The organism is Paenibacillus litoralis, assembly GCF_046244365.1.
Classification (GTDB): domain Bacteria; phylum Bacillota; class Bacilli; order Paenibacillales; family NBRC-103111; genus Paenibacillus_V.
Map to the genome: position 1 here is coordinate 4,825,689 of NZ_CP176395.1, position 25,476 is coordinate 4,851,164.

Genomic DNA, 25,476 nt, shown 5'->3' on the forward strand with positions numbered 1-25,476 from the left:
ACCACAATCGTTAGTTTAGACTCGTTTTTTCGCCGTGTCAACTGTTTTTAGTTATTATTACGATTTACGTTCGTTCAGGGAGATCCCCGTCAATAACCGGTTGTTCTTTGTTCCTACTGCTTGTTGAAACGTTTTCCGAAATGTATAATTTTCTTTGTTATACGGGCTTGGCCTAAGTCTTCGTTGTTTCATATACTATAACCCAAAGGAGGGACGCCATGACATTCGGTGCCCGCATAATCAAGACGGGAATTGCCGTTACCCTGTCATTGTACATAAGCGCATGGCTGAATTTTACTCCCCCCGTAATCGCCGCCGTTGCAGCGATATTTGCGATGCAGCCCTCGATATACCGGTCTTGGCGCTATTTTCTCGAACAGCTTCAGACCACTACGTTAGGTGCCGTCATTGCGATGCTGGCCGGCATGTTTCTCTCGAACGATCCGGTCGCCATTGGCGTTGTCTGCATTCTTGTGATCATGCTTTGTATCAAGCTTAAAATGGCCGAGACGATCGGACTGACTCTGGTTACGGTCGTCGCGGTGATGGAGGCAACCGGTCAATGGGATTTTGCGCTGAATCGGTTTCTGCTTAGCATGATCGGCATCGTTTCGGCTTTCGTGATCAATATCTTGTTCCTGCCGCCTAAACCTAAGGAACAGTTTAACGACCAGATTCATACAGCTTTTACTCAGCTGTCTCTGCTGCTCCGAACGGCGGTATCCGACGAGATCAAAGAAAAAGTGTTCCGCGAAGAGAAGCAAGTCCTGCAGGACCGTATCAATTCGCTCCGGGAGAAGTATAAGCTGCTGGAGGAGGAACTGAAAAAGCTGAAGCGGGCCAAATACCGGGAAACGCGGCAGCTTGTCGTCTATAAGCAGATGCTGTACACGTTGCAGAAAGGCTACGAGGTGCTGGAAGCGGTACATGAGCACTATTTTCAAGCGGATCGGACGGCCGACATGAACAAAAGCTACGACCGGCATTTGGAGAAGCTCATCAAGTTCCATGAACATGTACTTCTAAAGTTCGACGATAAGGTGAAGCCCAACAGTTGGGAATCCGCTTCGATCGAGGAAGTGAACGAAATTTTCATGAAGCATGCTGCGGATTGTTACGGCGAGGGACGGGAAGGTTCGCTGCGGCTTTTTATTGTGGCGTCGGCCATATGCGAATATGGGTACCAGATGGCTCGTTTAGACCGTTTGGTAAACCATGTGGACCCCGATGGCGATGAAAAAGCGGGGTAATACTATGTTCACTGAATGAATTGATGGAACCCACTAAAGTGGGAAAAGGACGTATAAAATTGCAAACCAATTTTAACGTCCTTTCATTTACGTATCGAAGTAAACGTCTATTTCGCATCGTGAAAAATAATGCCCAAGCTGTATCTTGTACCTGCCGTTACCGTGTTTACACCGTGTCGAAGCGTTGTTTTGTAATAGCCGCGCGTTCCCGATACGGGACGATGATTGGTCGGAAAAATCAGGCCTTCTCCTTGCTGTAGCGTGATAACATGACCTCGGCTTTGCGCCCGCGGCCTTTGCTCTACCAAAAGAAATTCCCCGCCTCTGAAATCTTCTTCTCTTTGATTAAGAGCGAATACGACCTGAAAGGGAAAGAATACTTTCCCGTACAAATCCTGATGCAGACAGTTGTATCCCCCCGCTTCATATTTCAGGATCAAAGGGGTTGGACGGTTCTGCCCTTCCTGATGGCATTGCTCTAGGAATTCCGCCAATGTTGCCGGATAAGAAACTTTTTGGCTCAAATGTTCGAACCAGCGATTCGCTGTTGCGGCAAGTTCCGGATACAAACCTTCGCGCAGCTGCTGGATCAAAGATGGCAGGGGATCGCTGAAATATTTGTACTCCCCAATCCCGAAGCGGTATCGGGCCATGTCAACGGTCGTTCGAAAGCGCCCCTCTTCCTCGTAAGCGCTTATGATTTCCTTACACTCCGTTATGCCTAACAACCCAGGTAGCTTGGCATAACCGTGCTCATCCAGCGATTGCCGGATGACATTCCAATCCAGGTCAGCTAAGCCTTCCGCCAGATTTATTGCCATGCTATCCCCTCCTCCATGCGCGCTTCGTCACGTTTAAGTAATTTCCCTTATACGTACACGAACAGTATAACCCCCTTAATCTACTTTTGTACGCACTCCCGAATGTAAGAGCAAGATAACGAAAGGATAAATATCGGTTGCTGGGTACAATTAAAAATGGGAAAGTGGAGAGTTGAAAATGTTAAGACGAGCTACCTTCGTATAAGAAGAATTGCTTGCGGAATAACGAGCCAGAAGCCGGACACCGGCATACAAAATACTCCAATCAAGCTAAGTGCCAGCAGATAGACGCCGACGAATTTCGGTACGTCCATACCCTTTACCCGTATAAGCCAGCTAATGAAACGGGCAACCATAAACAAAAGAACACCAAACAACAAAAACCAGAAAGCGGCAGCTCGATCGGCATGCAGTTGGGGTTCAACTGCATTTATAAGACCATCATTTGCGATATCCATGATCTGATTCCAGTAAATCACAATCCCGACTGCCGTATGTAACGCAGCTGTCCAAGCAAGCATCGTTCCGCTATGGAGTTTTACTTTCATCTTTAGCGTTTCTCCTCTGCCGATTTACGAGTCATTTCGTAAACGATTACTCGATTATACCCGATGCGGGCTTCTGGAACACGGCCTCTTCGGAAAAAATCATGTGCTCGCTCAAGGTGAAAGAAGGGAAATACATGGGAGGGGTTTACGTTTCCGTTAACCCTTTCTCGTAGGCATACCTGGCCAGCTGCACGCGATTTTCCAGATGAAGCTTCTGCAAAATGTTTTTTAAATGGTTTTTTACCGTATGCTCGGAGATATCGAGCTGAATCGCGAATATCCTTGTTGGGTAGCCCTTTGGCTACCCAATTTAAGATTTCCTTCTCTCGAGCCGTGAGCGGCGTCCGTTCCGGCACCGTCTTTTCCTTTTGCGCAAACTCCTGAAGAATGCGAAATGCCAATTCCCGGGACATCGGCGCCTCGTCCACGGCAATGGCACGCAAATATTCATGCCATGCGTCGGGACGCAGATTTTTAAGCAAATAGCCTTGAGCCCCCTTTTTCAAAGCCTCGAACAAGTGTGCGATATCGTCGGAAACCGTCACCATCACAATCTTGATATACGGATATTTCAGCTTGATAATGCGCGTAGCTTCCAAACCGTCTAGTTCCGGCATCTGAATATCCATTAGAATAAGATCCGGCATCCACATATCGGTCAGTTGAATGGCCTCCTTCCCATTTCGACCTTCCGCCACAATCTCAAATTGAGGATTGGTGCCGAGAATCGTACGGATCCCTTCTCGCCCGTGTTCACTATCGTCCACAATCAATATTCGAAACCTTGGATTCATCGATAGGCAGCCTCCTTTCGAATCACAAGAACCGTTCAAGCGCCCAAAATAAGCTCGGAGAAGGCTCTTTGCAGGCTGTACTCACCATACGCTTCTCGGAATGATTCCACGGACCCTTCCCGTGCGACCCGGCCTCCCTTAATAAACGCGACATGATCCGCAACCGCTTCCGCAACTTGAAGCTGGTGTGTGGAGAAAATGACGGCATGACCTTCCTGCTTCACCCGATTCACCAGCGTGACGAACGAATCCATCCAATAAGGATCGAGCCCGTTCGTAGGTTCGTCCATGACCAGCAGCGGCGGCTTGCCCATAAGCGCCTGCGCAAAGAGCAACCGCTGGCGCATTCCCTTGGAGAACGCGGACACCGATTTCCTTCTGACCTCTGTTAAACCGACGGATTCAAGCGCCTCTAGGACGGCAGCTCGCGGTACCTTGCGAAGGGAAGCCCAGAACGACAATGTCTCTTCCGCAGACAGTCCTTGTCCGAACAAGTAATCGTACCGGCATGTATCCGAGCTGTTCGGAATATCCCTTTCGATCCTCGTCCCATTTCAAGCCGTTCACACGAATTTCACCCAGTGTCGGCTGAGTAATGCCTACAATCATGCGCAAAATCGTACTTTTGCCTGCTCCGTTCCCCCCGCAAAGCGCGAGCACGTGTCCGGGCTTAAGCTCTAAATTAATTTGCTCGACAATCTTTTGCTTACGAATCGTTTTCTCAACATTGATAAGTTGGAGCACTGCTTCAGCCACGTGAACGCCCTCTCTCCCAAAATACGAATGCGGAGCTAATCGCTCCAGCTATCCACAAAAGACAAACGCCAAAGAACAGCCATGTTCCTGAAGGCTGCGTTACCCAACGAACCCATGCATAATACTCCGGTCCAAGCGCCGAGCCGCCTCCGAGTTTGATTACAACGAATAGCCGAACGAGCTCCGCAGGATTCAAGAAAGTAAGACCGATCAGGACCGGCTTGATCCAGAGATAAGGCACGATACCAAGAATTGAAATAAGCAAGGCCGGCCAACCGATAACGGCAAAAAACCAGATAGCGACTCCAATCGTTAATGCCTGCCAGCGGTTTTTGGCAATCGTGCCAATACCGAGAGCGACTGCCAGAAACAATAGAACGAGGCCAATGGAAAATACAACAAACAAAATAAATATATGCCATTCGAATCCCTTACCGAAGGCTGATCCGACAGCACCGGTCAATCCGAAGCCAAACGCGATAATCGATAGCAAGACGGCCGCTAGTCCTACATATTTACCCAGAATGAAATGCATGGTGCTGAGAGGATAGGTGGACAATAACTGCCAGCTTCCTTCTTCTTTCTCCGCCGTCAAGGAAAATGAGCCGAGAAGAAGCGTCATTAAAGGAAGCAGATATAAAGTCAGATTTAACATGGACGATGTCATACTGGAATAGCCCTGCACGGCATTTTGGCTGTTAATCAGCAGCAACGCAAGACTAAAGAGCGAAAATAGGGCAAGAAACGAATAGGCCCAAATATTCCTGAATCCTATTCGCAATTCTCGAAGCGCAACATGAACGACATTCATCTTTACGGTTTCCCTTTCATATCCATTCCTGTGCCGGTATGCGCATCGGCGCTTGAATGGGACTTTTCATCGTGGCCGGACATGTCCATAGGTTTCATCATATCGGTGTTTTGTTTCCAGGAATGGTTTTTTAAATCGGAAGCTGTCAACAGCTTCCCTTTCTTTTGCTCGTCGATGAATGCCTGCGCGGACTTTTGGTCCTTAAACGAGTAAATGCCATAGGCCATCGGAGATTTCAGCGAAGGGTCGTAGACATATGCAGCATCGTCATAATCGATCCACTCTTTGTTGTTAAAATCACGTACAAAAGATGCTCCGATGCTTACCGTCCCGTTCTTCTGCTTCCATTCATTCATGCAGCCCAAATCGTCGAATTTATACGTTTTTCCTTCCTTCGTGGTCAATTGGACGGCGAATGCATCATCCTTAACCTGCATATTGCAGATTTCGCATTTGTCGGTCTCTTCATTAATCGCTACCGGCTTGTAGGTTTTCTCTCCGCAGCCGGATATTAGCGCTATAAGCAAGGATAGGATCGTGAATATAAGCAGACTCTTCTTCATCTTCGTTTAACCCCCGTAACGGTAATGGTAGTTATAGATATTGCCAGTAAAAGAAAGCTGATCGCAGTGACGCCGACAACGGAATTTGACGAAGGAGAAAGCTCATCTTCTTCCTTGTCGGGGCTCATCAGAGGAGCGTTATCTGTCGTCCACTCCTCTTTGCCGGCTGACATCATGCTTTCAAGAAACACCATGCCCGGCGATTGAAAAAACAATTGATAGGCTGGCGTATCCGACGTCAGACTTTGAAAAAACGGATTGATCGCATATGCGATATCGCTCATCCCGTCTTTGTCCGTATCGATGCCGCGGAAGGAATCCCAGAAATTCCCGTAAAGCTCGTTGTCTACGCTATCTGCCGATTCCGCATCGATGACATTCCCGATAAATCGATTTGCCGTAAAACGGTTTCCTTCCGACTCCAGGAGCTGGATACCTACAAAGTTTTGAAAAACGTCGTTATTCCACAACTCATTCTTGTTAGATTGTTCGATGTATAAACCAACCCGATTCCCTTCTACTTTGTTGTCATAAATACGTGAAGTTTGGACATCGAACAGCAGCAATCCTTGAGAGTTTACGCTTTCGCTCTGCTTCATAAAGGAGTTGCCCGAGACCTCCGCGTCTTTCACCCCCATTACCATGGCCCCTGTAATGTTAAACATACCGGTATTTCCGCGTACGATCGTTTCTTCCGTATACATGCAATGGACGCCGTATCTTGAATTTTTGATGCGATTTCGTTCAACCGCCGATTTGTGGCTGCTCTCCAAATAAATGCCGTCGTTCATTCCCGTTATATCATTTTGCAGGATCGTGTTTTCGTGGGAATGATAGAGATCGATGCCGTTCCGCTTCTCGGATAATTTGACCGGCGGAAGATCCGGGCGCTCCAACCATTCGATCCGGCAATCTATAATTTCGTTTCGATCCGCGTCTCGAAGCAGAATACCGAATGAACGGGTATAAATGATCAGTTTTTCGAGCACGACCTCGTTGGCGGAAACAAATACGGCCGAAGATTCTTCCTCCGCATTTTGAGTAATGGTTAATCCTTCTAGCTTTACGCCATCCGCCGTAATACTGACCGCAGGATTCTTGCTCGTATTGACGATCCGGGTTTCTTGCTCTGCCAGAAGATGTAAGGGTTTATTTATAATAAGCGTCCCTTCATAAATTCCGGCCGGAAGTCTGACGGTTTGTCCAGCTTTCGTTTGATCGATCAGATCCTGCAGTTTATCAATAGGCGACATAGCTAGCGCTTGTGCATGGGAAGTTGCAGCCGTCATATACAAAACGAGCGTAAAAATTACGAACATACCCGTTATTATGGAAAGCTTCAGTTGCTTCATGTCACTTCAAACTGCTTTTTCTTCGTGATGTGCAGCTCCCCTCGATATACATGGACGTATACGGTGTAGGTCCCTTGTTTATCGAATGTTTTTTCTACTGTAAATCCACCTTTACCGTCAGGCTCGGCACTTATAAGATCAGGCAAGCTGTTGCTGGTTTTCCGAATGTCCAACTGCACCTTCGCCCCCTCTTGCTTAATCAAACCGGTTACTTGCACGGTGATTTTCGCTTGCTGCTTGGCCAAGATAGGTGTTGGCTCCGTAACCATCTCAACCATGACCTTGGACGGATCCTGACCTTGTGATTCCGCTCCGTTGGAACAGGCCGATAGCGTCAACAACAACAAGCTGCATAAAAGAAATGGAATGCATTTACTTTTCATCGTCCTCCTCCTTCCGCTTTGAATACCTCCCTTATTCTATCCTTTTCCATTTGCGGTGATATGACTCGAAGGGGCTACTCCTGTTAACAATATGTGAACCCTTGTTTAAGTTGAAAGGCGGCATTCAGCCGGAACCGGAGAAAGCTGCGGGTAACTGCTGTAAGACAGCAAAAACTCCTGTACAGGCCGTCTATCTACGGCTTGCCCAGGAGTTATTAGGTTTACGCAGCCCCATATGGTCGCGCCGGACCGGCGGAACGCTCAAGCTGTGATCGAAAGTCCGAATTCGGCCATTTATTTATTCCACGTTATACTTGTTTCGCTCCTCGGGAACTTTCAATGGAACGATCAGCTCATGCTCGACTTTTCCGTCTTTGGCGCTGTGAATGAATAGGATTAACATCATATTGGGCTGCGATGCTTTCTCATAACTGAAAAAAGATGCTCTCCCTTGGGGAAAGCATCCTGAATTCCATTTACCAAATGTTTGGGTTGATTAAGCTCGAGCCTTACTTTCCTTGCGGCTTCAGATAAGTGAGCACCATGTCCGTCATATGTTCCAAAACGGAAGCCGGTTCGACTCCCTGGTCCAGGTGCAGCACCTTTCCTCTTACAATCATACGCTGCAAGGTAGCGTTAACGACATTACTTAACGTAAAGGTCAAAATGTGAATATCGATATCGCTGCGAATCGATCTGTCCGATATCCCTTCATCAAGCAGCGCGTAAAAGGGATGGGTACCGCTTCTTAGGAAGGATATATAACGCTCTTCAAGTTCTGCATTCGCATAATTTTCCCGATAAAAAGCATCGAACATGGCAATAAACCGAACATAGTTGGCATGTTGTTCCGAAGCGCTTATCATATGCACCAGCAGGTGCCGGACTTTTTCAAAAGCATTGTTTCCTTTAGGGGAAAGGAGATTGACATCCTGCCAAAAAGCGCGCAGAATATTGATTTGCACTTCAAAAATAATGTCATCAAGGGAACGGAAATATTTATATAAAGTCACTTTACTTATGCCGCAAAACTCAACGATATCTTTGAGCGTTACCGCGGACAAGCCCCGTTCGACAAACAACTGCTGCGCGCCTTGAATAATATCTTCACGCCGCTTATTCCTATGCTGCTCCAACTGCTCCTTCCATTTGGGGTCCACGAAGATCCTCCCTCCTTATACGTAATGCGTATTTCGTCATTTTAGCATGGTATGGAATCATGAACCAAGTCGGCTTACTTGAATGAAAGATTAATGTTTTGTAAAGGTCTCTAGCATGCGGTGAAATTACCGCTATTCCCGATTCGCATTGCGACAGTCTGGAGGAAATAAAAAAACCGCGTTTTACGCGGGTTTCATCCGTTAATGACGAATATTCGGTTACATCATTGGACTGTTTGCTCATAAGCCAAAGCTTCTTCCGTTATACGTCGAATATCGATGGACGACACAATCCTTTCGTTTACCATATCGGGCAAGATGTGATCCAGGAAATAGTCAACGCAATATAATTTGATGTTTTTGATCTTGATTAACGCATTTCGATACATGACAATGAATTCTTTCTCCGTGTTTCCCCTTTGAAGCTCAGCAAACGCCTCATACACTTGATCCATCTTATCGGCAACTTCCAAGATCAGCCCTTCAATGGTATCATCTTTACCTTCGCGCAGTTGATTATGAAAAATAGTTTTGTATTCCTGGGGAATATGCTCCTCGATAAAGTTATACACCATCCCCTCTTCTACCTTTTGTATTAACAATCGGAGCTCCGGCGAAGCATGCTTCACCGGCGTTTTAATATCCCCGATGAAAATTTCGCCATAATCGTGACTGCTCGTGATCTCGTACAGTTTTTTCCAATCTATGCGCGCGCCATTTTTTTCTTCAATGTCTGCCAGCGTCTTTGCGTATTGAACGACTTTCCAGGAATGCTCCGCAACGCTATGTTCTTCAAACTTGAACTTTCCTGGGCATCGAATGATTCTTTCCAACTCATTTAAAGACCTGAAATAAGCATGGATTCCCATAAATCAATCCCCCAAACTCTTTTTTGAGCGGCAACTGCGGCTATCAATCTATAATAGAGAACCCTCGTCATTCGACTTACTGGCAGTATACCAATGGCATGTAAAATCTAAGTCGTTTTTGATCCGCTATATTGTTAAATATGTAATATTGTATGTCTAACAAGCTGAAAAGCATCCTTAATTGTCCAGTGTAGGATATCCTGATTTCAGGAAAATATGCACCTGAACGGGCTCGAGTTCTTTCACTGACGCTGCTTGCATGACACCTCTTCTTTTATGGTCCGAATTAGAAATGGGCGTATGCGCCATGCGCCGCATTGTGCAAACGAGATAATCCATTATTCCTTCACGGTATCAAAATCAAAAACCAATTTTTCGCCTCGGCTGTCCATTTCTCCCTGAACGCAAAAAAATAGGGCTGCAGCAGCCCTATTCTTCGATTGAGCATTCTTTATTGGAGGACTAGTTCCAGTCAGGATTAGCCTTCTTCATTTACAGCTGATCATCCATGATACGCCGTATTTATCTTCCAGTTGTCCGAACATGCCGCCCCAGAATACCGGCTCGAGCGGTTGCATCACTTTGCCGCCCGCCGCAAGGTTATCGAATGCTTTCCGCCCTTCGTCTCCGGATTCGAACTCCAGATTCAGGCTGAAGCTGTTGCCGCGCGTAAGAAGACCTATGGAATCGGCCATGAAAAAGGTTATTCCTCCGGCCATCAGGCACATGTGCATGACCTTGTCCTTGATCGCATCATTCGGTTCCGGAGCCTGTCCATACGTCATAACGGACTGAATTTTCCCTCCCAGCGCTTCGACATAGAACTCCGCTTGAGCTCTGGAATCTTCCGAGAATAAGAAAGGTTTAAGCGTAGCCATCTTCCATCATCCTTTCAAACAGGTATTGGTGTTCTTCATACCCATTATCGCATTTCAGAATAGGTGGAATTTCTTATGGATTGCTGTGATTAAGGGCTTACTTTTTTTGGGCCAGGTCCGCCAGCTTCGTTTGTTGGAGATGCCGCTCCATTTTCTCTTCCGCTTCCTTCATTACGGCTTGAATCGTACATTCGTCGCCGTGGACAAAATCACATTCGAATAAGGAGGCGGAACCCTCAATGGCGTGGATAATATCCAAAAACGTAATCTCGTCTTTTTTGCGGGAGAGGCGATAGCCTCCATTCGCGCCGGAAACCGATTCGATCATCCCTGCTTTTACGAGCCTCGTTAATATTTTGGAAAGATAAGTGGGTGAAACGCCCTGCGATTCCGCCAATTGTTGAACGCCTACCGGCTTAACCGGAGAAGCGTCGACGAGCAGGAGCATGGTATGCAGAGCATAATTCGTCGCTTTTGTAAATTTCATGATAGCACCCCGATCACAGACTTGTTGTGTCTATAATATCTTCACGTTCGCTAACATGTCAAGTTTCGGTTACAAGCGGGAAGACAGTGTTATCAAGCTGAAGCCTGCGGCGAGGGGTGCAAAATGTTTGGCGCGGTCACCGTAACGTACCTTTACAAATCGGTTCACCGTTTGCTTGCCATCGTGCGGTTCACCGTTTAGGAAATTTTAATTTTATAACGATCGATAAGAAAGCAAGCGTCGCAAACAGAATTCCGCACCAGACCAGTTGATGCATGCCCAAGCGAGATATAAACCAGCCTCCGATAGAAGCCCCAATAGTAATCCCTAGATTGGAAAAAGAAACAAACAAACTGTTGCCGAATTCGGGAGCTTCTTTCGCCTCGGTCATTAACCATGTTTGACTGACTATGAGTCCTCCGGCATGCACAACCCCCCATAGGATTACAAGAACAACCATCGGAATAAAAGAAGCACCCAGATAGGAAGCGAATAAGTAAACGGCTGCATAGAGCAGAGGAAACAAGAGGACGGTCTTGGTCATGCTTTTATGCAAAAAGCTTCCGAAAAGAAAATTTCCAACAATCATCATAATGCCAAAAGCCATCAACATGATACTGATCCATGACCCGTTCATTTGTGTCACTTGTCCAAGATATTCAGTGAAGTAGCTATACACAGAGAACATGGCTGCAAAGATAAAAATGACCGTCGCGATCGTTAACCACAACTGAGGTTTGCGCAGGATGCCCAGCTGCTTGCCATAAGACATCTTCTCCTTAACAGGCATGGAAGGAAGCCAAGCCAGTATCCCTGCAAAGGCAATCATGCTGACGGCCGCTCCAAACAGGAACGCGGCTTCAAGCGAAATTTTTTCCGCGAGATAAGAAGTCAACGGCACGCCAAAAGCAAACCCGACCGTGATCCCGGCGAAAACTTTGGTGACCGCTTTGCCGCTTTTTTCAGGAGGAACAAGTTTGGCTGCAGTCACAAGGGCGACCGAGAAGAAGACGGGATGAAGAATGGCAGGTAAAATGCGGAAAACCAGCATCACTTCGAACTTGGTTGTATAGGCATACACCAGATTTGAAATCGCAAAAATAAGCACAGCGGATACTAAAATGACTTTACGATTAATGCCGGAGGCGAGCAATGTCAGGAATGGACCTGAAACGGCAACGACGAAAGAAAATATACTGACAAGCCATCCGGCTTGTGAAGTTGAAATATTGAATTTTTGAGTTACTTGGGGAAGCACGCCGATTATCCCCATTTCCGTGGTAATAATGCCGAATACGCCTAAAGCAAGGATAATAATAAGCAAACGATTACGCTTTTCCATTTGAAATGCAGGCCTCCACACATATTCATATATACAGATTTATAGATATATTTTTACAAAAAAAAGATCTCCTCTCCGTCTAAAGTTCGGTTTGAATGTACTCGGAAAATGCCAATAGGGTCGCTTCGTTCCGACGATAGTACGTCCACTTCCCTATGCGCTCGGATTCCAATAAACCAGCTTTCTGCATCGTTAACAAATAGCTCGAAATAACGGACTGCGCCAGCCCCGCTTTGGCTTGAATATCTCCTACGCATACACCGATTCCAAAATGAAGGCCTTGCTGCAAATAAGGTTTCTCATCAAAGAATTGCTCAGGATTTTTTAACCAAAGCATAATTTGACAGCGGGTCTCGTTGGATAAAGCTTTATAAATCAAGATAGGTTCCATACCCCTCATTATATCTACATTTATAGATTTGTAAATACAAAGATATTCAATCTTCCATTAATCATATTTGGACATCATTTCCGCGAACAACCGTTTCATATGACCGATCAGTTCCGGAGGATGCTTCACCGTCGCCTCATTGCCCAATCCGACGAAAAATCTGGCATAAAAAGCGAGGTCGCTCTGAGGAATCGGACCTTCCAGCCACCCGGTGCCGTCCTCGCGGGAATGCAAATAGGACTGCAGCCATAATACAGCCTCGCACATTTGGACGCCTCTTGGGCTTAGTTCCGCATAAAGCCCGGCCGTGTCCTTATCCGTTTGGATAAACGACTCTTTATTTCCAAGATGGACATGCCGCAGATCCATAGGTTCCGTACCGCCCGCATCGTATGCCGCCGAATGAATGCGATCGCAACGAAAGATGCGAATCCCTTTACGAAGAAAGCAATAAGCCGGACAAAACCATAAGCCGTTATTGGCATAAATGCCGATCGGTTGTATGGTTCGGCTCGCCTCATTTCCCCGCGACTCGTAGTCGATGAGCAGCACCTTTTGATGAACGGCTGCTTCTAGTAGGATCGATAAATAAGGGGATTCCTGCTGCCTTGTCGGCGTCACGAAGTCCACCCGATTTTTCATCTGATCAATGCGATCGCGAACGTCCCCGGACATATGCAAATAAAATTTGTCCAATGCGGAAGCCGATTCCGCTTCAAAGGGCAGAGAGGAGTAATGACGAAGGGCATACACCGCAAAAAACATGGCGACAGCCTCTTCTTCGGAAAATGCGATGGGCGGCAAAATTCTTTCCTTCAGCACCTGATAACCGCCGTGAGGACCAACCTCCGAATAGAGCGGAACCCCAAGCTCGCTTAATTCCTGCAGGTCCCTAAGCATCGTTCTGACGGATACGCCGAACTCCTGGGCAAGCTCTTTCACCGTAAATTTCCGTTTTCGGTTGACCGTCATCATCAATTCCAACAAACGTTTCGATTTCGACATCATCTGGCTCTCCTATTTTTATTTCATGACAAGTATTGTCACTATTATCCGCTACAATGAGGTTCAAGATCAAATAAAAGAAGAAAATGGTGAAGCAAATGAACAAAATGATCATGTTATTTTTTCTTGTCATGTTCGTGATCGGCACAGATACGTTTCTGATTTCTCCGCTGATTCCGACACTGCAAAGCTTGTTCGATGTGCCTACCGAAACGGCAGGTTGGATGATGGGCGCCTACACCTTGGGTTCGGCGGTATTTGCGCTGATCGCCGGCCCTTTATCCGACGGATGGGATCGAAAAAAAGTGCTGCTGACCGGCCTTACTTGCTTTGCAGTGTCAACCGGCTTATGCGGCTTCGCCGTCAACTTTTGGACCATGTGCTTGTTCCGTTTTTTGGCGGGAGTCAGCGCGGCGTTTACGGCACCCCAAGTATGGGCAGCCATTCCTACCCTGTTTCCTCCGGCCAAAATCAGCAAAGTGCTGGGCGTCGCCTATGCAGGACTCGCGGTTTCGCAAGCGCTGGGCGTGCCGATCGGAAGCCTTTTGGCAGCAGATAACTGGTCTCTCCCCTTCTGGACCATCGGCCTGTTCTCCCTGCTGCTAGCGGTTGCAGTCTATTTCTTCGTGCCCGGCATGAGGCCGCATCAACAGCAAGGAGCTAAGCCGTCTATCGTTAGAAGATACGTTCCCCTGCTGACTAGCGGCAGAGCGAGAGGCATCTTTCTCGCTTACTTTTTTGTCCATCTAGGGAGCAGTGCGGCCTTCGCTTTCCTAGGAAAATGGATGACGGACCGCTTTGCCCTTACTATCGAGGAGGCCGGGTATGTAATCATTTTTTTGGGGCTCGGCAATTTGGTCGGCAGCTTGTGCAGTCCTTATGTGATTCAAGCATTAAATCCGTTTCGGACTTTGGCGGCCGGGATGCTCCTCGTTATTGCGGCTTACATTGCATTGCCTCATGTATCATCGGTTTCTATAGTCAAAGGTACTACCTTTATCATTTTCGCTATCCTCGGCATTCTGTTTCCGCTTATGGTAGGGCTGCTGAACGGTTTAAATCCGACCATCCGCGGCACCATTTCAAGTCTGGCCACATCAACCATGAATGCGGCGACAACATTCGGAGCATGGACGGCCGGCATGCTTTATGCGGCGTTTAACGGATATTCGGCCGTAGGTATTTTTACGGGGGTCTGCCTGGCATGCTCGCTGTTCGTATTTATCTCGAGTGGGGTTGTGTCGACGCAAGCGAAAAAGGCAGAAGCAAAAAGCGATCCTGTCGCTTAATGGAGACCTGATACATTGCGAATCTCGGTCTCCCAATCAAATCGGAACAAGGGCCTTCAATAGGCCCTTCTCCTTGTGTGCGATGAACAACCGCAGCTTCTTTATTTTCATTCGCTTACTATTCGCGCTGCCATGATTGCTCTGAATAAGGTTATTGCATGCTTTGATCATCCGTCCCCGGCGATCCTTTTCTAACCATATACAGCCATTTTTTCTTGCCGAATATTTTAGCGGTTATATAGCTGTTAAATTCCTTGTCTACAATAAATCCTTGTCGTTTATAAAGCTCGAAAGCTCTTGAATTATCCTTTGCAACATATAAAGTCAAGATATGATTACCCGGCAACGTTTTGGCAAGCTTATCTCCATATTCAAGCAACAGGCTTCCGACACCCATTCCTCTAGCATCGGCGGATACGGCTATATGTTCAATATAGCATTCATTTCCAGTTACATGTTTCTTAAGCATTTCCATTCCAAATAGTAGCTTTAGTGTTACGGATAAGCCATACTTTTTGACTAGTCGATATAGACGGTTCGTCCTCTTGATTCGTTTTTGATTTTTCCATTTTAGCAGCATTATGCCGATGCATCTTTGATTGAACTCGTCAACCATATAGCCCTCAAACGGCTCGTTTTGAACAAGATCCGAATCGATAAGAAAGTCGATCAGTTTTTCTCTGGGTAAAGGGGCTAATGCACTGAACTTATCTTCGAATGAGCCGGCAAGTATAGTTGCTACCTCTCTTAAGTCTTGACAGTGAAACGGCCTCAAAACAATTTGCCCTTCACTCACTTTATAACCTCCTCCCCTCCTGTATGCCTCAGCAAAATTTTCTCATGAGGAGCTCGACCGGACCTCTGTTCATCCATTTTCTCCACAACCACGAAAAAAGGATGGCGATTAGAAAATAGCCGATACCATAAACGACGGCAAAAGAGAGTTTACCATTTTCCAAATAGCCCACCGCAGCAAGAAAACCCAATCCGATGAAGACATGTCCGATATAATGGGATAACGACAGCTGTCCGGTATTGATGATTGCCTGAGTCAGTAAGGAATCGCTAAATTTGTCAACAACAAAAAGACTGATCGCTATAATGGCCAAAGCCGAGCAAGTTGCGGAGAGCACATAAAGCATGGTCGGCGGCATCGGCTTCGTTGTAAAAAAATAGTTAGCGGCTTCGTCGTCCAATACGGAAGAGGACCATTTGATCAAGCCATAGGAGATCGCCTCGAGAACAACCGTCCCCGATATCGAATAGTACAGTACCTTCGTTCGATTTTCCCGACTCAGCCAACGTTTTCTGCCCATCCACATGCCGATCAGGAAAAAGCACACCCATGGAAAGATCGGATGGAATCCGTTTAAGAACAGATTACGGCCAAATCCATCGATCGTCCAAAAGCCCGAATACTCGTGAAAGCTCGGGTCCCACCCCTTGCTATAGTCGAACACGATTAACAACAACTGCGATGCTGCTAGGATAACGGAGAACAGCCCAAGTATTTTGTTGTCGGATACGGTGATCAAAGCAGAGGCTACAAGCATGAACACCGCGTAATAATGCAAAATATCGGCACTCCAGCCCGTTAAAAGCAAAACCATGCCTGCTGCAAACAGGAAAGCCGCTCTCCGGTACAAGCTGTTCCGAGTTTGACGAATGAGCTCCCTGTTCCTCGAGCTTCCTGCTTTCGCAGTCATCAACGACACTCCGACGCCCGCCAGCACGACGAATAAAGCGGAGGCTCTCCCCTCAAACAAACCCGCAATTGCTTTTAACCATGCTGCTCCGCCGTTCTCAGCTTGCATCGCAAGCTTATAGTTTACGATGATCATGCCAAAGATCGCACAAGCTCTCGCAAAATCGAGGGCAGTTATACGCTGCGTCGATTGACTCATTTTGCGGAATCCCCTTTCAGTAGGGATTTGACCGTTTTAGTCCATATATCCTCATAGTCGTATTCAAACCCGTAGCTCATAAAATTATCCATGCTATCCATAATCATAGTAAGCATTTGCGCTTTGATAAGCGTATCCTTTTCCTCAATTGCCCCAATCGAGGCTCCGTAACGCAGCAGTTCATCAAATCCGGCTGTAAATCCGCTTAAGATTTCAAGCAATTTCTGGGAATACTTGGGGTTCCGATAGCCGAGCGCTTGATACTGATTCATGATGCGGGAATAAGCGTCGTCTTCTTTCTGCTTTCCAATCATGCTCAAGCCATCCGAAATAAGCTTCCCTTCGAAATGATCTTTCGTGTAATCCTTGGGATCGAAAAAATTGGAAAACGCTATGCTTTTGCAGATCTCGTCGAACAGCACATCAATAATCGCTTCTTTCGACAAAAAGTGGTAATATAACGCAGGCTTTGATATCCCCACCTCTTTCGCTATCATCACCATGCTCGTTTTCTCAAAGCCGTGTTCCGCAAATAATCGGTACCCCGTTTCCAAAATAACGCTATACGTCGAAGCCGTATTCATCATTTCTAGCCCCCTAAATTTACTTACCGGTCGGTAAGTAAATAGTAAATGATTTTGCTCTTTTTTGCAATGCGTTCAACATCGACATAATAAAAACGCCCCTAGAATTTCATTGGATATAAGTTTCTCTCCAATTTATATTCTAGGGGCGCCTCATACATTTTCTATGCGATTGTTAATGGGAAGCCGAATATTCCTCCAGCTCGGCTGCCGGGTCTAATTTTTCTTTGCTCATAGCCAGTGCTGCAAGCAGAGCGATGACAGACGGGATAATCGCCCAAGCAAAGGTATGAACGATAGACGAGGAGAGCGCCTCTGTAATCTTATCAAGAACTTGAGCGGGAATTTTATCCCGCGTTTCTGGCGTCAAAATTTTACGCGGATCGCTTAAATCGACGCCTTCCGGCCCTTGACCGCCGCTGCCGAATACGGAAGCCAATTTATTCATAAACGTATGACTCTGAATAATCCCGAACACCGTAATTCCAAGCGCCATCCCAAGCGACCGCATAAAGTTAAGCGTCGAGCTTGCTGAGCCCCGTTGTCTGGCCGTGAAGCCATGAATCGCTGCATTGCTCAGAACGGAGAACGATGCGCCAATGCCGAGACCGACAAGTATCATGAAGATCGTGACCATGAAGCGCGATGAATCGGTCGTTAACGTGGTAAGCAGAGCAATGCCGACAACAAGCAGCGCTAATGTCGGAATCATGATCGAGCGATATTTGAACTTTGCGAGCAAAGAACCGCCGCCCGCCGCGGTAACGACGGATCCGACCATCATCGGAAGCAGAACAAGTCCCGAATTCGTTGCCGAGCCGCCAAGAACGCCTTGGATGAAGATCGGGATGTAGATAGAGGCAGTAATAAAAGCAGCGCCGCTAAATAAAGCCATTACATTGCTTGTTGCGTAGAGACGGTTCTTAAACATACCGAAGGTAATAATCGGTTCTTCCGCACGGCGCTCGATGAAAACAAAACAAATGACTAGCACCGCAAAAGCTGCGAACAATCCGAGAATCGTGCTGGAATCCCAAGCGTATTGCTTGCCGCCGAGCTCAAGCGCGAACATCAGGCAAACGATTGAAGCGACTAACGTAAATGCGCCAAGATAATCGATTTTTTGCTTGGAATGCTCGACCGACTCTTTGTAAAAGAAAGCAATCATAATGAATGAAATGAACCCTAGCGGTAAGTTGATGTAGAAAATCCATGACCAATTGATATAGTCCGTAATATAAGCCCCGAGAAGCGGTCCAAAAATACTGGAGAGACCGAATACGGCGCCGAACAAACCGCCCATCTTGCCGCGCTTGTCCGCAGGAACCACATCGAACATGATCGTGAATGCGATTGGCATCAAAGCGCCGCCGCCGATCCCTTGAATAGCGCGATAAATGCTCAGCTCGATGATCGAGTCTGCCGTACCGCATAAAGCGGAGCCTCCCATGAACACGATAATACCGAAGATAAAGAACCGCTTGCGGCCATACATATCCGATAATTTACCGAAAATCGGCATACCCGCCATCTCCGCCACCAAATAAGCGGAGGTCACCCACATTAATTTGTCAAAGCCGCCGAGCTCCCCTACAATTGTACCGATTGCTGTCGCTACGATGGTGTTATCCATCGACGCCATAAGTATAGCCAGCAGCAGACCGGCAACGATAACGCCCATATTTTTTCCCTTTGCCATTGCCATTGCCTCTTGTTCCCTCCGTATGGTTTAATCCTACATGATCCGCCAAGATCTCAGTGTTTAGCGGCCATAGCACTTCGGCCAGCATTCGCTTCAAAAACATACCCGTGTAAGAAGTCCGCACTCCGGCTACCTGCTCGGGTGTGCCTTCGGCTAGACGTTTACCGCCTGCATGAAGGCCTGAGTGCCCTACCCCCTTTGCAATTTCGTCATGATTTCGATAAAATAAATTTGATTAATCACACGTTAATCTAGTATCTTTTACATTAAGTATCTCGATAAACGAGATATATTACATCTTAAAAGGAGCGGTATCTTTTGTCAAGCGATCGGCAAGATCAACCAACGGAACTACAGGAAACATTCACCTTGCGTATGCGAGGGCTGGGAGCCCGAACCGTACTCTATCAGCAAAATGTAGCCGCCTCACTAGGGTTATACAATAATGATTTTTTATCCATAGATATCCTTCACGAAAAAGGTCCAATCACCGCCGGCGAGCTGTCCAAACTAACCGGGCTTGCAACAGGTAGCGTTACTGCATTGATTGACCGGCTTGAAAAGAACGGTTTTGTTCGCAGGCAAAATGATCCTAACGACCGCCGCAAAGTAATTATTGTCCCTTTGTATGAAAATAAAGAAGAGGTCAGCAATACGTACCTTCCGCTTCACGCCGCCATGATTAAGCTGGCTTCCTCCTATAAAGTCGAGGAGCTTGAGCTCATTACACAGTTTTTGGACAAAGCAAGTTCGGTCCTGGAAGAGCAGATTCATCACCTCAACTCCGCATCGCGAAGCAAATCTTCTTCCTGAACCTCATGCCGCCAATCAAAAAGGACGATATTCAAAAAAGACTGCCGGGATAGATCCGGGCAGTCAGAGGCAGTGCATATCTCCTATTTATCTGGGCGTTAACCTGCGGTAGTGATCCAAGGAAACCCGGCCGAGCAGCTCGCTGCCTGTGCGAAAACGATGCAGCTCCTCTACGATGAAATCGCAGAGCTCCCGTTTCATCAAGCCGTGGAAACCGCCGATGTGCGGCAGGCACAGAACGTTCGGCAAAGTCAGCAGTTCATGATCCGCAGGCAGCGGCTCCTGGTCGTACACGTCAAGAGCGGCATAGATGCGGCCTTTGCGGAGTTCCTCCAAGAGCGCCGCTTCCTTCACGATCGGGCCGCGGGCCGTATTGACGAAGAGCGCGCCATCCCGCAGCCGCCGCAGCTGCTCCTCCCCGATCATCCCCTGCGTACGGGGCGTCCAAGTATTATGCAGCGAGACAATATCGCTGCGCTCGAACAGCTCATTCAATCCGCAGAGCTCGATGCCTAACGCATCCGCTTCCTTCTGCGAGCAATAACCGGAGTACAGCAGGATTTGGGCGTGAAACGGCTGCAGCATCCGAATCACCTGCTTGGAAATTTCGCCGAAGCCGACAAGACCGATCACTCTGCGCGTCACGCCGAGAACCGCTTCGCGGTTATTGCCGCTCCAGCGTCCCTGCTTAAGTCTGGCACTATAGCCCGCGAAGTCCCACGCTCCTGCGAACATCAGGCCGAAAGCGCACTCTGCGGTCGAATGCGACAGCACTTTATTGGCCGAGGTGACGGCAATAGACGAGGTGAACACGTCCTCGCTGACAATGGAAGCTACGCTGCCGGCTCCGTGACCGATAAATTTCAGCTTTTCGGCACGCGCGAGTACCTCCGGAGTGAAAAAGGGAGAGCTCCAGGATGTGATACAAGCATCGTACCCCCCTATTCGATCGGTCAATTGCTCGCTGGTAAACCTTTCGTTCAAGGGGATAAAATCAACCTCCGAGAAACTCGTCAACTTGCTCAGCACCGGCTCCTGCCAAAACATGTCTCGCAGGCCGGCGTCGGCGATCGTCACTAACGTTTTCATAGGCTATCCTCATTTCTTAACAGATTCAAAGATCAAATGCATAAAGTCCGCATAGGCCGGAAAAACGACCGCAGGCTCCATGCCGGGAACCTGCAGCTCCTTCCGCCACTTGGTTTCCCACTCCAACGAATAATAACCCGTATAACCCGCTTGTTCCAGCATGCCGACAATCGAAGCGATGGGAATCTCCCCTTCGCCAACCTTCGTATATATCCAATTCTGCTCCATCTTGTCTTCGGCGGGAACGCCGTCCTTTATATGGACATGGACACATTGCGAGCCTAGCAGCGCTATTGTATCGGCAGGCGATTCCCCCTCTTCCAGAGGATGGATCAGATCATAGATGACCGCGCAGTTCGGACGATCTACGTCATCCAGCAGCTTGCGCAGCGAACGGCCCGTGGAAAAATCATTATGCGTTTCGATCCAAACCTGCACGCCGGCTGCAGCCGCAACGTCGCATGCTTGCCGGATGTGGTCTATTAGCTCGACATAGGGGATAGCCGGAACCTGTTCGTCTCGGCGGTTTCTGAAATAGCCGAGGAATACCCGCACGCCGCTAGCCCTTAAATCTTGCGCCAAGGAGACAACCTTACGAAAATGCCCAAGCTGCTCGGCATCCCCCTCGCTGCCTGTCAAACAAACGCCGGAGCCTATATCGATAACGCGTAGCCCCGCTTCCTCCACTTTTCTCAGAGCAGCGCTACGCTCGTCCTTCGTCATCTCGACGGAGATCCCCCAGACGTCTCCTTCCCTTAGTTCCAAACCGTGAAATCCGCATTGCTTCGCCATATCCGCCATCTCGTCCAAAGACCAGCCGTCACACGGGATCGTGCTGAAGGCTAAACGCTGCATGCCGCTCTCCTCCCCTTCCATAACGCTAACTTCGATGCATTCCCATTATGGCAGGCCGGTATCGCGAGCGCTTTCCTTTTTCCGCGATTTCTTTGTACATTTACGCGAATCCGTGTGCCTGCTCCCTACTCGAACCGATTCCGGTAGCTGCCCGGCGTCATGCCGACAATTCTTTTAAAGATCGTGATAAACGACTGAAGATCCTTATACCCGACGGATTCCGCAATTCTGCTGATTTTATGCGGCGAATCGCGCAGCTGCTCGCAGCTTTTGCGGATGCGCAAGCTTTGCAGATAGCGATGAAAAGTTTGACTTGTATGCCGGTTGAATAACCGCTGCAGGTGCCGTTCGCTCCACTGAAATTTCTCCGTCAGATGAGATAACGACAGCTCGGCGGCGTAATGCTGCTCCATATATAGAAGGACCTGGAGAAACCTGTCCGGTTGTGCGGGTTCGGCCGGCAGCCTTGCCGGCTGCTCTTTATTTTTCAGACGGTAAACCGTAACGAGCAGCTGAAGCAGGAGACTGTTCAGATAAGTCGAAGACCCGCTTTGCGGGAAAGAAAATTCTTGATACAGCGCAAGAAACAGCTTCTCAATCGCAGCATCGACATCGACGACCGAATCATATTCGTGCGTTTCTTCTTTCAGCCGCTGCAAAAACGCCGCGATAGGCGGGTCCGTTACGCCGGGAAGCAAATTTTCGAGAAGCTGCGGCGTAAAGATACAGTTATAGACAATTAACGGTTCGTTCGAGTCATCGGCGGACGATGGACGAAACACATGAGAAACCCCGATCGGGACGACATAAAGCTGCCCTCGCGCTGCCCGATGAACTTTATTTTCGATATAATGGAACCCTTTGCCCTCGCCGACATAAGCCAGCTCGATAAACTCATGCGAGTGACGGGATAACCGGAAGGTTTCCGTTACCCGGTTTACGTACAGCATTTGATGCTTTGGAAAAAAACGATCCGCTTTAAGCGTATGCTTCGGATGCTGCATGGCGTAATCTCCCTTTTGACATAGATGTCCGTTTTACCTATGTTAGATGTCCTATGTACCAATAGAAAAGAAATCGGTGGTTCCTTATGATTATAATCGCAATTATTAATACGGTAAATCGGACATCAAAATCAGAGAGGTGAGCTTCATGGCTTTCGTAACCAAACTGCGATGCGAGTACAAGGAAAATCCAATCGGCATCGATATCCGGCATCCGAGAATCAGCTGGCAAATTCAATCGGATACGCGATCATGGCTGCAAGCGGCCTATCAAATACAAATTTCGCAGGATCTCTCCTTCGAAACCCTTCTCTGGGACTCGGCCAAGGTGCAAACGGATCAATCCGTTCATGTCGGGCTGGCAGCCATGGATTGGCGGAAAGGTGAGCGCTACCACTATCGAGTCAAGGTTTGGAGCGATCGCGGAGTCGAAACCGAATGGTCGAAGCCCGCTTTCTGGGAAATGGGATTGCTCGACTCCAAAGATTGGCAAGCCGAGTGGATCGGCGCTCCGGCAGGATCATGGGGCGCGGAGTCTTGTCCGCTGCTGCGCCGCGCTTTCCGGGTGAATAGCCCGGTGAAACGCGCCCGCATTTATGCGACAGGCCTGGGACTTTATGAAATGCACCTGAACGGCCGCAGAGTAGGTGACTCTTATTTCACGCCCGGTTGGACCAGTTACAAGCATCGGCTCCAATATCAAACCTACGACGTAACGGAGCAGATGGTTATAGGCGACAACGCTCTCGGCGCCGTACTCGGAAACGGATGGTACAAGGGCAAATTAACCGGTCAGCATAAGCCGAACGTGTATGGAGAACGGACCGCTTTCCTGATGCAGCTGCACTTGGAATATGAAAATGGCGCGGAAGAGGTCATCGTCACCGACAGCGGTTGGAAGACGGCGGAAAGCCCCATCCTCATGTCGGAGCTTTATGAAGGAGAAACGTACGATGCCCGATTGGAGAGGATCGATTGGAGCACGCCCGGCTACGACGATGCGGAATGGCTAGCCGCCGATACGCTGCCGTACGCTAAAGAAACCCTGCTCGCTCAAGAAAATGAACCGGTGCGCAAAATCGAAGAGATTTTCCCCGTCGCCCTTCTGAAGACGCCATCCGGCGAAACGGTCGTCGATATGGGCCAAAATATGGTCGGATGGGTAAGATTTCAGGTACAAGGCCGTTCCGGTCAGGAAGTGACCCTGCAGCATGCCGAAGTGCTGGACCGGGACGGCAACTTTTATACGGATAATTTGCGAAAGGCCAAACAGACCGTCCGCTATGTGCTGAAAGGCGGACAGCCCGAAACCTATGAGCCCCGTTTCACCTTCCAAGGGTTTCGATATGTGAAACTGACCGGGTTTGGCGAAGACATTCAGCTTGCGCAATTCACCGGCATCGTCCTTCATTCCGACATGGAGCGGACTGGCGATTTTCAATGCTCGGATCCGCTCGTAAATCAGCTGCAGCATAATATCCTTTGGGGGCAAAAAGGCAATTTCCTCGATGTGCCCACCGATTGTCCGCAGCGCGATGAGCGTCTGGGTTGGACGGGCGATGCGCAAATGTTTATCCGCACCTCCGCGCATCTCATGAATGTAGCTCCATTTTTCACCAAATGGCTCCATGACTTAGCTGCAGATCAGCTTTCGAACGGAGGCGTCCCATTCGTCATTCCGCATGTGCTCGGTGAGAACAGCCACTCATCGGCCGCTTGGGGCGATGCGGCAGTCATCTGTCCGTGGGTGATTTACCAGTGCTATGGCGACAAGCGAATTCTGGAGCAGCAGTACGGGAGCATGAAAGCATGGGTCGAATATATACGCAACCAAGGCGAGAACGCCTGCCTATGGAATACGGGCTTCCATTTTGGCGATTGGTTAGGCCTGGACTCCAAGCCGGACAGCTATATCGGCGCTACCGACCGCGACTTTATCGCAACCGCCTATTATGCCTATTCGGTCTCCTTGCTCGCCAAAACAGCTAAAGTACTGCAGATAACTTCAGATTTCGAACGTTATACGCTGCTACATGCTCAAATAAGGGATGCTTTTCAGCAAGAGTTCGTCACGCCGAGAGGCAGGTTGTCGGTTTCTACGCAGACGGCAAACGTATTGGCGCTCCTGTTCGGACTAGTGGATGGTAAAGCCGAGGAACGTGCGGTGCAAAAGCTGCTGGAGCTTCTGGAAGAAAGCAAGTTCCATCTGACGACCGGGTTTGTCGGTACCCCTTATCTGAATCTCGCGTTAAGTCAAGCCGGCCATACGGAAGCGGCCTATAAGCTTTTGTTTCAAACGGATTATCCGTCTTGGCTGTACCCGATTACCAAAGGGGCTACCACGATCTGGGAGCATTGGGACGGAATCAAGGAGGACGGAAGCTTCTGGAGCGAGCATATGAATTCCTTTAATCACTATGCATATGGCGCCGTTGGCGAGTGGTTGTACCGCTGTGTTGCCGGTATTGATGCAGATGAAGAAGCGCCGGGGTACAAGCATGTTCACATGAAACCGCAGCCGGGCGAAGGTTTGACCTGGGCGGAAGCCACGCTGGAATCGATGTATGGTCGGATCCATGCCGCATGGCGGCGGTCTGACGATCATTCGATGGAAATCAGGATTCGCATTCCGCCGAATACGACGGCCTCCGTGCATCTTCCGAACGCCAAAGCGGCCATGGTTCGAGAGAATGGAACGACGCTTGAACTGGCCGATGGAATTCATGTAATTAAACCAACCGTATCGGGTGTATCTCTGACGCTTGGATCAGGAACTTATTGTTTCGCTTATTGAGTTCAGAGGGACCGATTGATATAGATAACCTC

General features: G+C 48.3%; 26 protein-coding genes and 1 pseudogene. 4 read left to right on the forward strand and 23 right to left on the reverse strand.

All coding sequences use genetic code 11. The features are described from left to right. Positions 1 to 218: 218 nt before the first annotated feature. Positions 219 to 1,250 carry an FUSC family protein gene (locus ACKGJP_RS20070; RefSeq protein ID WP_409340590.1) on the forward strand — a complete coding sequence of 344 codons (1,032 nt, stop codon included), beginning with the start codon at positions 219 to 221 and terminating at the stop codon, positions 1,248 to 1,250. A gap of 107 nt (positions 1,251 to 1,357) precedes the next feature. Here ACKGJP_RS20070 and ACKGJP_RS20075 read toward each other — a convergent pair whose 3' ends face one another. The 16 genes and pseudogenes from ACKGJP_RS20075 to ACKGJP_RS20150 all read right to left on the reverse strand — a co-directional run bounded on the left by ACKGJP_RS20075 (position 1,358) and on the right by ACKGJP_RS20150 (position 13,410). After that, positions 1,358 to 2,071 (reverse strand): 2OG-Fe(II) oxygenase, encoded by a 714-nt coding sequence (locus tag ACKGJP_RS20075; protein ID WP_409340591.1) that lies wholly within the window; start codon positions 2,069 to 2,071, stop codon positions 1,358 to 1,360. A gap of 191 nt (positions 2,072 to 2,262) precedes the next feature. Continuing rightward, a complete protein-coding gene (locus ACKGJP_RS20080; protein WP_409340592.1) occupies positions 2,263 to 2,619 on the reverse strand; it encodes a DUF6463 family protein in 357 nt (118 codons plus the stop codon). Between the two features lie 145 nt (positions 2,620 to 2,764). Beyond that, positions 2,765 to 3,413, reverse strand: a pseudogene (locus ACKGJP_RS20085) (response regulator). 35 nt (positions 3,414 to 3,448) lie between these two features. Further along, positions 3,449 to 3,907, reverse strand: coding sequence for an AAA family ATPase (locus tag ACKGJP_RS20090; protein ID WP_409340593.1), 459 nt, complete (start codon positions 3,905 to 3,907; stop codon positions 3,449 to 3,451). Next, positions 3,816 to 4,169, reverse strand: coding sequence for an ATP-binding cassette domain-containing protein (locus ACKGJP_RS20095; protein ID WP_409340594.1), 354 nt, complete (start codon positions 4,167 to 4,169; stop codon positions 3,816 to 3,818). Before ACKGJP_RS20095 ends, ACKGJP_RS20090 begins: the two co-directional genes overlap by 92 nt. After that, positions 4,162 to 4,980 (reverse strand): ABC transporter permease, encoded by an 819-nt coding sequence (locus ACKGJP_RS20100; protein ID WP_409340595.1) that lies wholly within the window; start codon positions 4,978 to 4,980, stop codon positions 4,162 to 4,164. The genes ACKGJP_RS20095 and ACKGJP_RS20100 overlap by 8 nt, the downstream gene beginning before the upstream one ends. 2 nt (positions 4,981 to 4,982) lie before the next feature. Further along, the gene (locus ACKGJP_RS20105; protein ID WP_409340596.1) at positions 4,983 to 5,543 is read right to left on the reverse strand and encodes a nitrous oxide reductase accessory protein NosL; all 561 of its coding nucleotides are present in this window, start codon (positions 5,541 to 5,543) and stop codon (positions 4,983 to 4,985) included. Continuing rightward, on the reverse strand, positions 5,540 to 6,895 hold the full coding sequence (locus ACKGJP_RS20110; protein ID WP_409340597.1) for a nitrous oxide reductase family maturation protein NosD: 1,356 nt from the start codon (positions 6,893 to 6,895) through the stop codon (positions 5,540 to 5,542). The genes ACKGJP_RS20105 and ACKGJP_RS20110 overlap by 4 nt, the downstream gene beginning before the upstream one ends. Continuing rightward, a complete protein-coding gene (locus ACKGJP_RS20115; protein WP_409340598.1) occupies positions 6,892 to 7,278 on the reverse strand; it encodes a hypothetical protein in 387 nt (128 codons plus the stop codon). The genes ACKGJP_RS20110 and ACKGJP_RS20115 overlap by 4 nt, the downstream gene beginning before the upstream one ends. Positions 7,279 to 7,787: 509 nt before the next feature. Further along, the gene (locus ACKGJP_RS20120; RefSeq protein WP_409340599.1) at positions 7,788 to 8,438 is read right to left on the reverse strand and encodes a TetR/AcrR family transcriptional regulator; all 651 of its coding nucleotides are present in this window, start codon (positions 8,436 to 8,438) and stop codon (positions 7,788 to 7,790) included. 224 nt (positions 8,439 to 8,662) lie between these two features. Then, a complete protein-coding gene (locus tag ACKGJP_RS20125; RefSeq protein WP_409340600.1) occupies positions 8,663 to 9,307 on the reverse strand; it encodes a YfbR-like 5'-deoxynucleotidase in 645 nt (214 codons plus the stop codon). Between the two features lie 488 nt (positions 9,308 to 9,795). Then, on the reverse strand, positions 9,796 to 10,185 hold the full coding sequence (locus ACKGJP_RS20130) for a VOC family protein (protein ID WP_409340601.1): 390 nt from the start codon (positions 10,183 to 10,185) through the stop codon (positions 9,796 to 9,798). A gap of 97 nt (positions 10,186 to 10,282) precedes the next feature. Continuing rightward, positions 10,283 to 10,672, reverse strand: coding sequence for an Rrf2 family transcriptional regulator (locus ACKGJP_RS20135; RefSeq protein WP_409340602.1), 390 nt, complete (start codon positions 10,670 to 10,672; stop codon positions 10,283 to 10,285). Between the two features lie 190 nt (positions 10,673 to 10,862). Then, positions 10,863 to 12,014, reverse strand: a complete 1,152-nt coding sequence (locus ACKGJP_RS20140) for an MFS transporter (RefSeq protein ID WP_409340603.1) — start codon at positions 12,012 to 12,014, stop codon at positions 10,863 to 10,865. A 79-nt stretch (positions 12,015 to 12,093) separates the two neighbouring features. Continuing rightward, positions 12,094 to 12,405 carry an ArsR/SmtB family transcription factor gene (locus ACKGJP_RS20145; RefSeq protein WP_409340604.1) on the reverse strand — a complete coding sequence of 104 codons (312 nt, stop codon included), beginning with the start codon at positions 12,403 to 12,405 and terminating at the stop codon, positions 12,094 to 12,096. Positions 12,406 to 12,462: 57 nt separating this feature from the next. Next, the gene (locus ACKGJP_RS20150) at positions 12,463 to 13,410 is read right to left on the reverse strand and encodes a helix-turn-helix transcriptional regulator (protein WP_409347204.1); all 948 of its coding nucleotides are present in this window, start codon (positions 13,408 to 13,410) and stop codon (positions 12,463 to 12,465) included. 98 nt (positions 13,411 to 13,508) lie between these two features. Here ACKGJP_RS20150 and ACKGJP_RS20155 point away from each other — a divergent pair, with 98 nt between their 5' ends. Beyond that, positions 13,509 to 14,699, forward strand: coding sequence for an MFS transporter (locus ACKGJP_RS20155; RefSeq protein ID WP_409340605.1), 1,191 nt, complete (start codon positions 13,509 to 13,511; stop codon positions 14,697 to 14,699). Positions 14,700 to 14,850: 151 nt separating this feature from the next. Here ACKGJP_RS20155 and ACKGJP_RS20160 read toward each other — a convergent pair whose 3' ends face one another. The 4 genes from ACKGJP_RS20160 to ACKGJP_RS20175 form a co-directional block, all read right to left on the reverse strand. Then, on the reverse strand, positions 14,851 to 15,495 hold the full coding sequence (locus tag ACKGJP_RS20160; protein ID WP_409340606.1) for a GNAT family N-acetyltransferase: 645 nt from the start codon (positions 15,493 to 15,495) through the stop codon (positions 14,851 to 14,853). A 28-nt stretch (positions 15,496 to 15,523) separates the two neighbouring features. After that, the gene (locus ACKGJP_RS20165) at positions 15,524 to 16,603 is read right to left on the reverse strand and encodes a DUF418 domain-containing protein (protein WP_409340607.1); all 1,080 of its coding nucleotides are present in this window, start codon (positions 16,601 to 16,603) and stop codon (positions 15,524 to 15,526) included. Continuing rightward, positions 16,600 to 17,190, reverse strand: a complete 591-nt coding sequence (locus tag ACKGJP_RS20170; RefSeq protein WP_409340608.1) for a TetR/AcrR family transcriptional regulator — start codon at positions 17,188 to 17,190, stop codon at positions 16,600 to 16,602. The genes ACKGJP_RS20165 and ACKGJP_RS20170 overlap by 4 nt, the downstream gene beginning before the upstream one ends. 172 nt (positions 17,191 to 17,362) lie before the next feature. After that, positions 17,363 to 18,886, reverse strand: coding sequence for an MDR family MFS transporter (locus ACKGJP_RS20175; protein WP_409340609.1), 1,524 nt, complete (start codon positions 18,884 to 18,886; stop codon positions 17,363 to 17,365). A gap of 378 nt (positions 18,887 to 19,264) precedes the next feature. Here ACKGJP_RS20175 and ACKGJP_RS20180 point away from each other — a divergent pair, with 378 nt between their 5' ends. Continuing rightward, positions 19,265 to 19,702, forward strand: coding sequence for a MarR family winged helix-turn-helix transcriptional regulator (locus ACKGJP_RS20180; protein WP_409347205.1), 438 nt, complete (start codon positions 19,265 to 19,267; stop codon positions 19,700 to 19,702). A gap of 87 nt (positions 19,703 to 19,789) precedes the next feature. On the opposite strand, the gene ACKGJP_RS20185 is transcribed toward ACKGJP_RS20180, so the two are convergent. The 3 genes from ACKGJP_RS20185 to ACKGJP_RS20195 form a co-directional block, all read right to left on the reverse strand. Continuing rightward, positions 19,790 to 20,791: a hydroxyacid dehydrogenase gene (locus tag ACKGJP_RS20185; protein WP_409340610.1), complete on the reverse strand. Its 1,002-nt coding sequence runs from the start codon at positions 20,789 to 20,791 to the stop codon at positions 19,790 to 19,792. Between the two features lie 9 nt (positions 20,792 to 20,800). Further along, on the reverse strand, positions 20,801 to 21,646 hold the full coding sequence (locus ACKGJP_RS20190) for a sugar phosphate isomerase/epimerase family protein (protein WP_409340611.1): 846 nt from the start codon (positions 21,644 to 21,646) through the stop codon (positions 20,801 to 20,803). Positions 21,647 to 21,771: 125 nt separating this feature from the next. Beyond that, positions 21,772 to 22,650, reverse strand: coding sequence for a helix-turn-helix domain-containing protein (locus ACKGJP_RS20195; RefSeq protein ID WP_409340612.1), 879 nt, complete (start codon positions 22,648 to 22,650; stop codon positions 21,772 to 21,774). Between the two features lie 148 nt (positions 22,651 to 22,798). Here ACKGJP_RS20195 and ACKGJP_RS20200 point away from each other — a divergent pair, with 148 nt between their 5' ends. Continuing rightward, positions 22,799 to 25,444 (forward strand): family 78 glycoside hydrolase catalytic domain, encoded by a 2,646-nt coding sequence (locus tag ACKGJP_RS20200; RefSeq protein WP_409340613.1) that lies wholly within the window; start codon positions 22,799 to 22,801, stop codon positions 25,442 to 25,444. Positions 25,445 to 25,476: the final 32 nt, after the last annotated feature.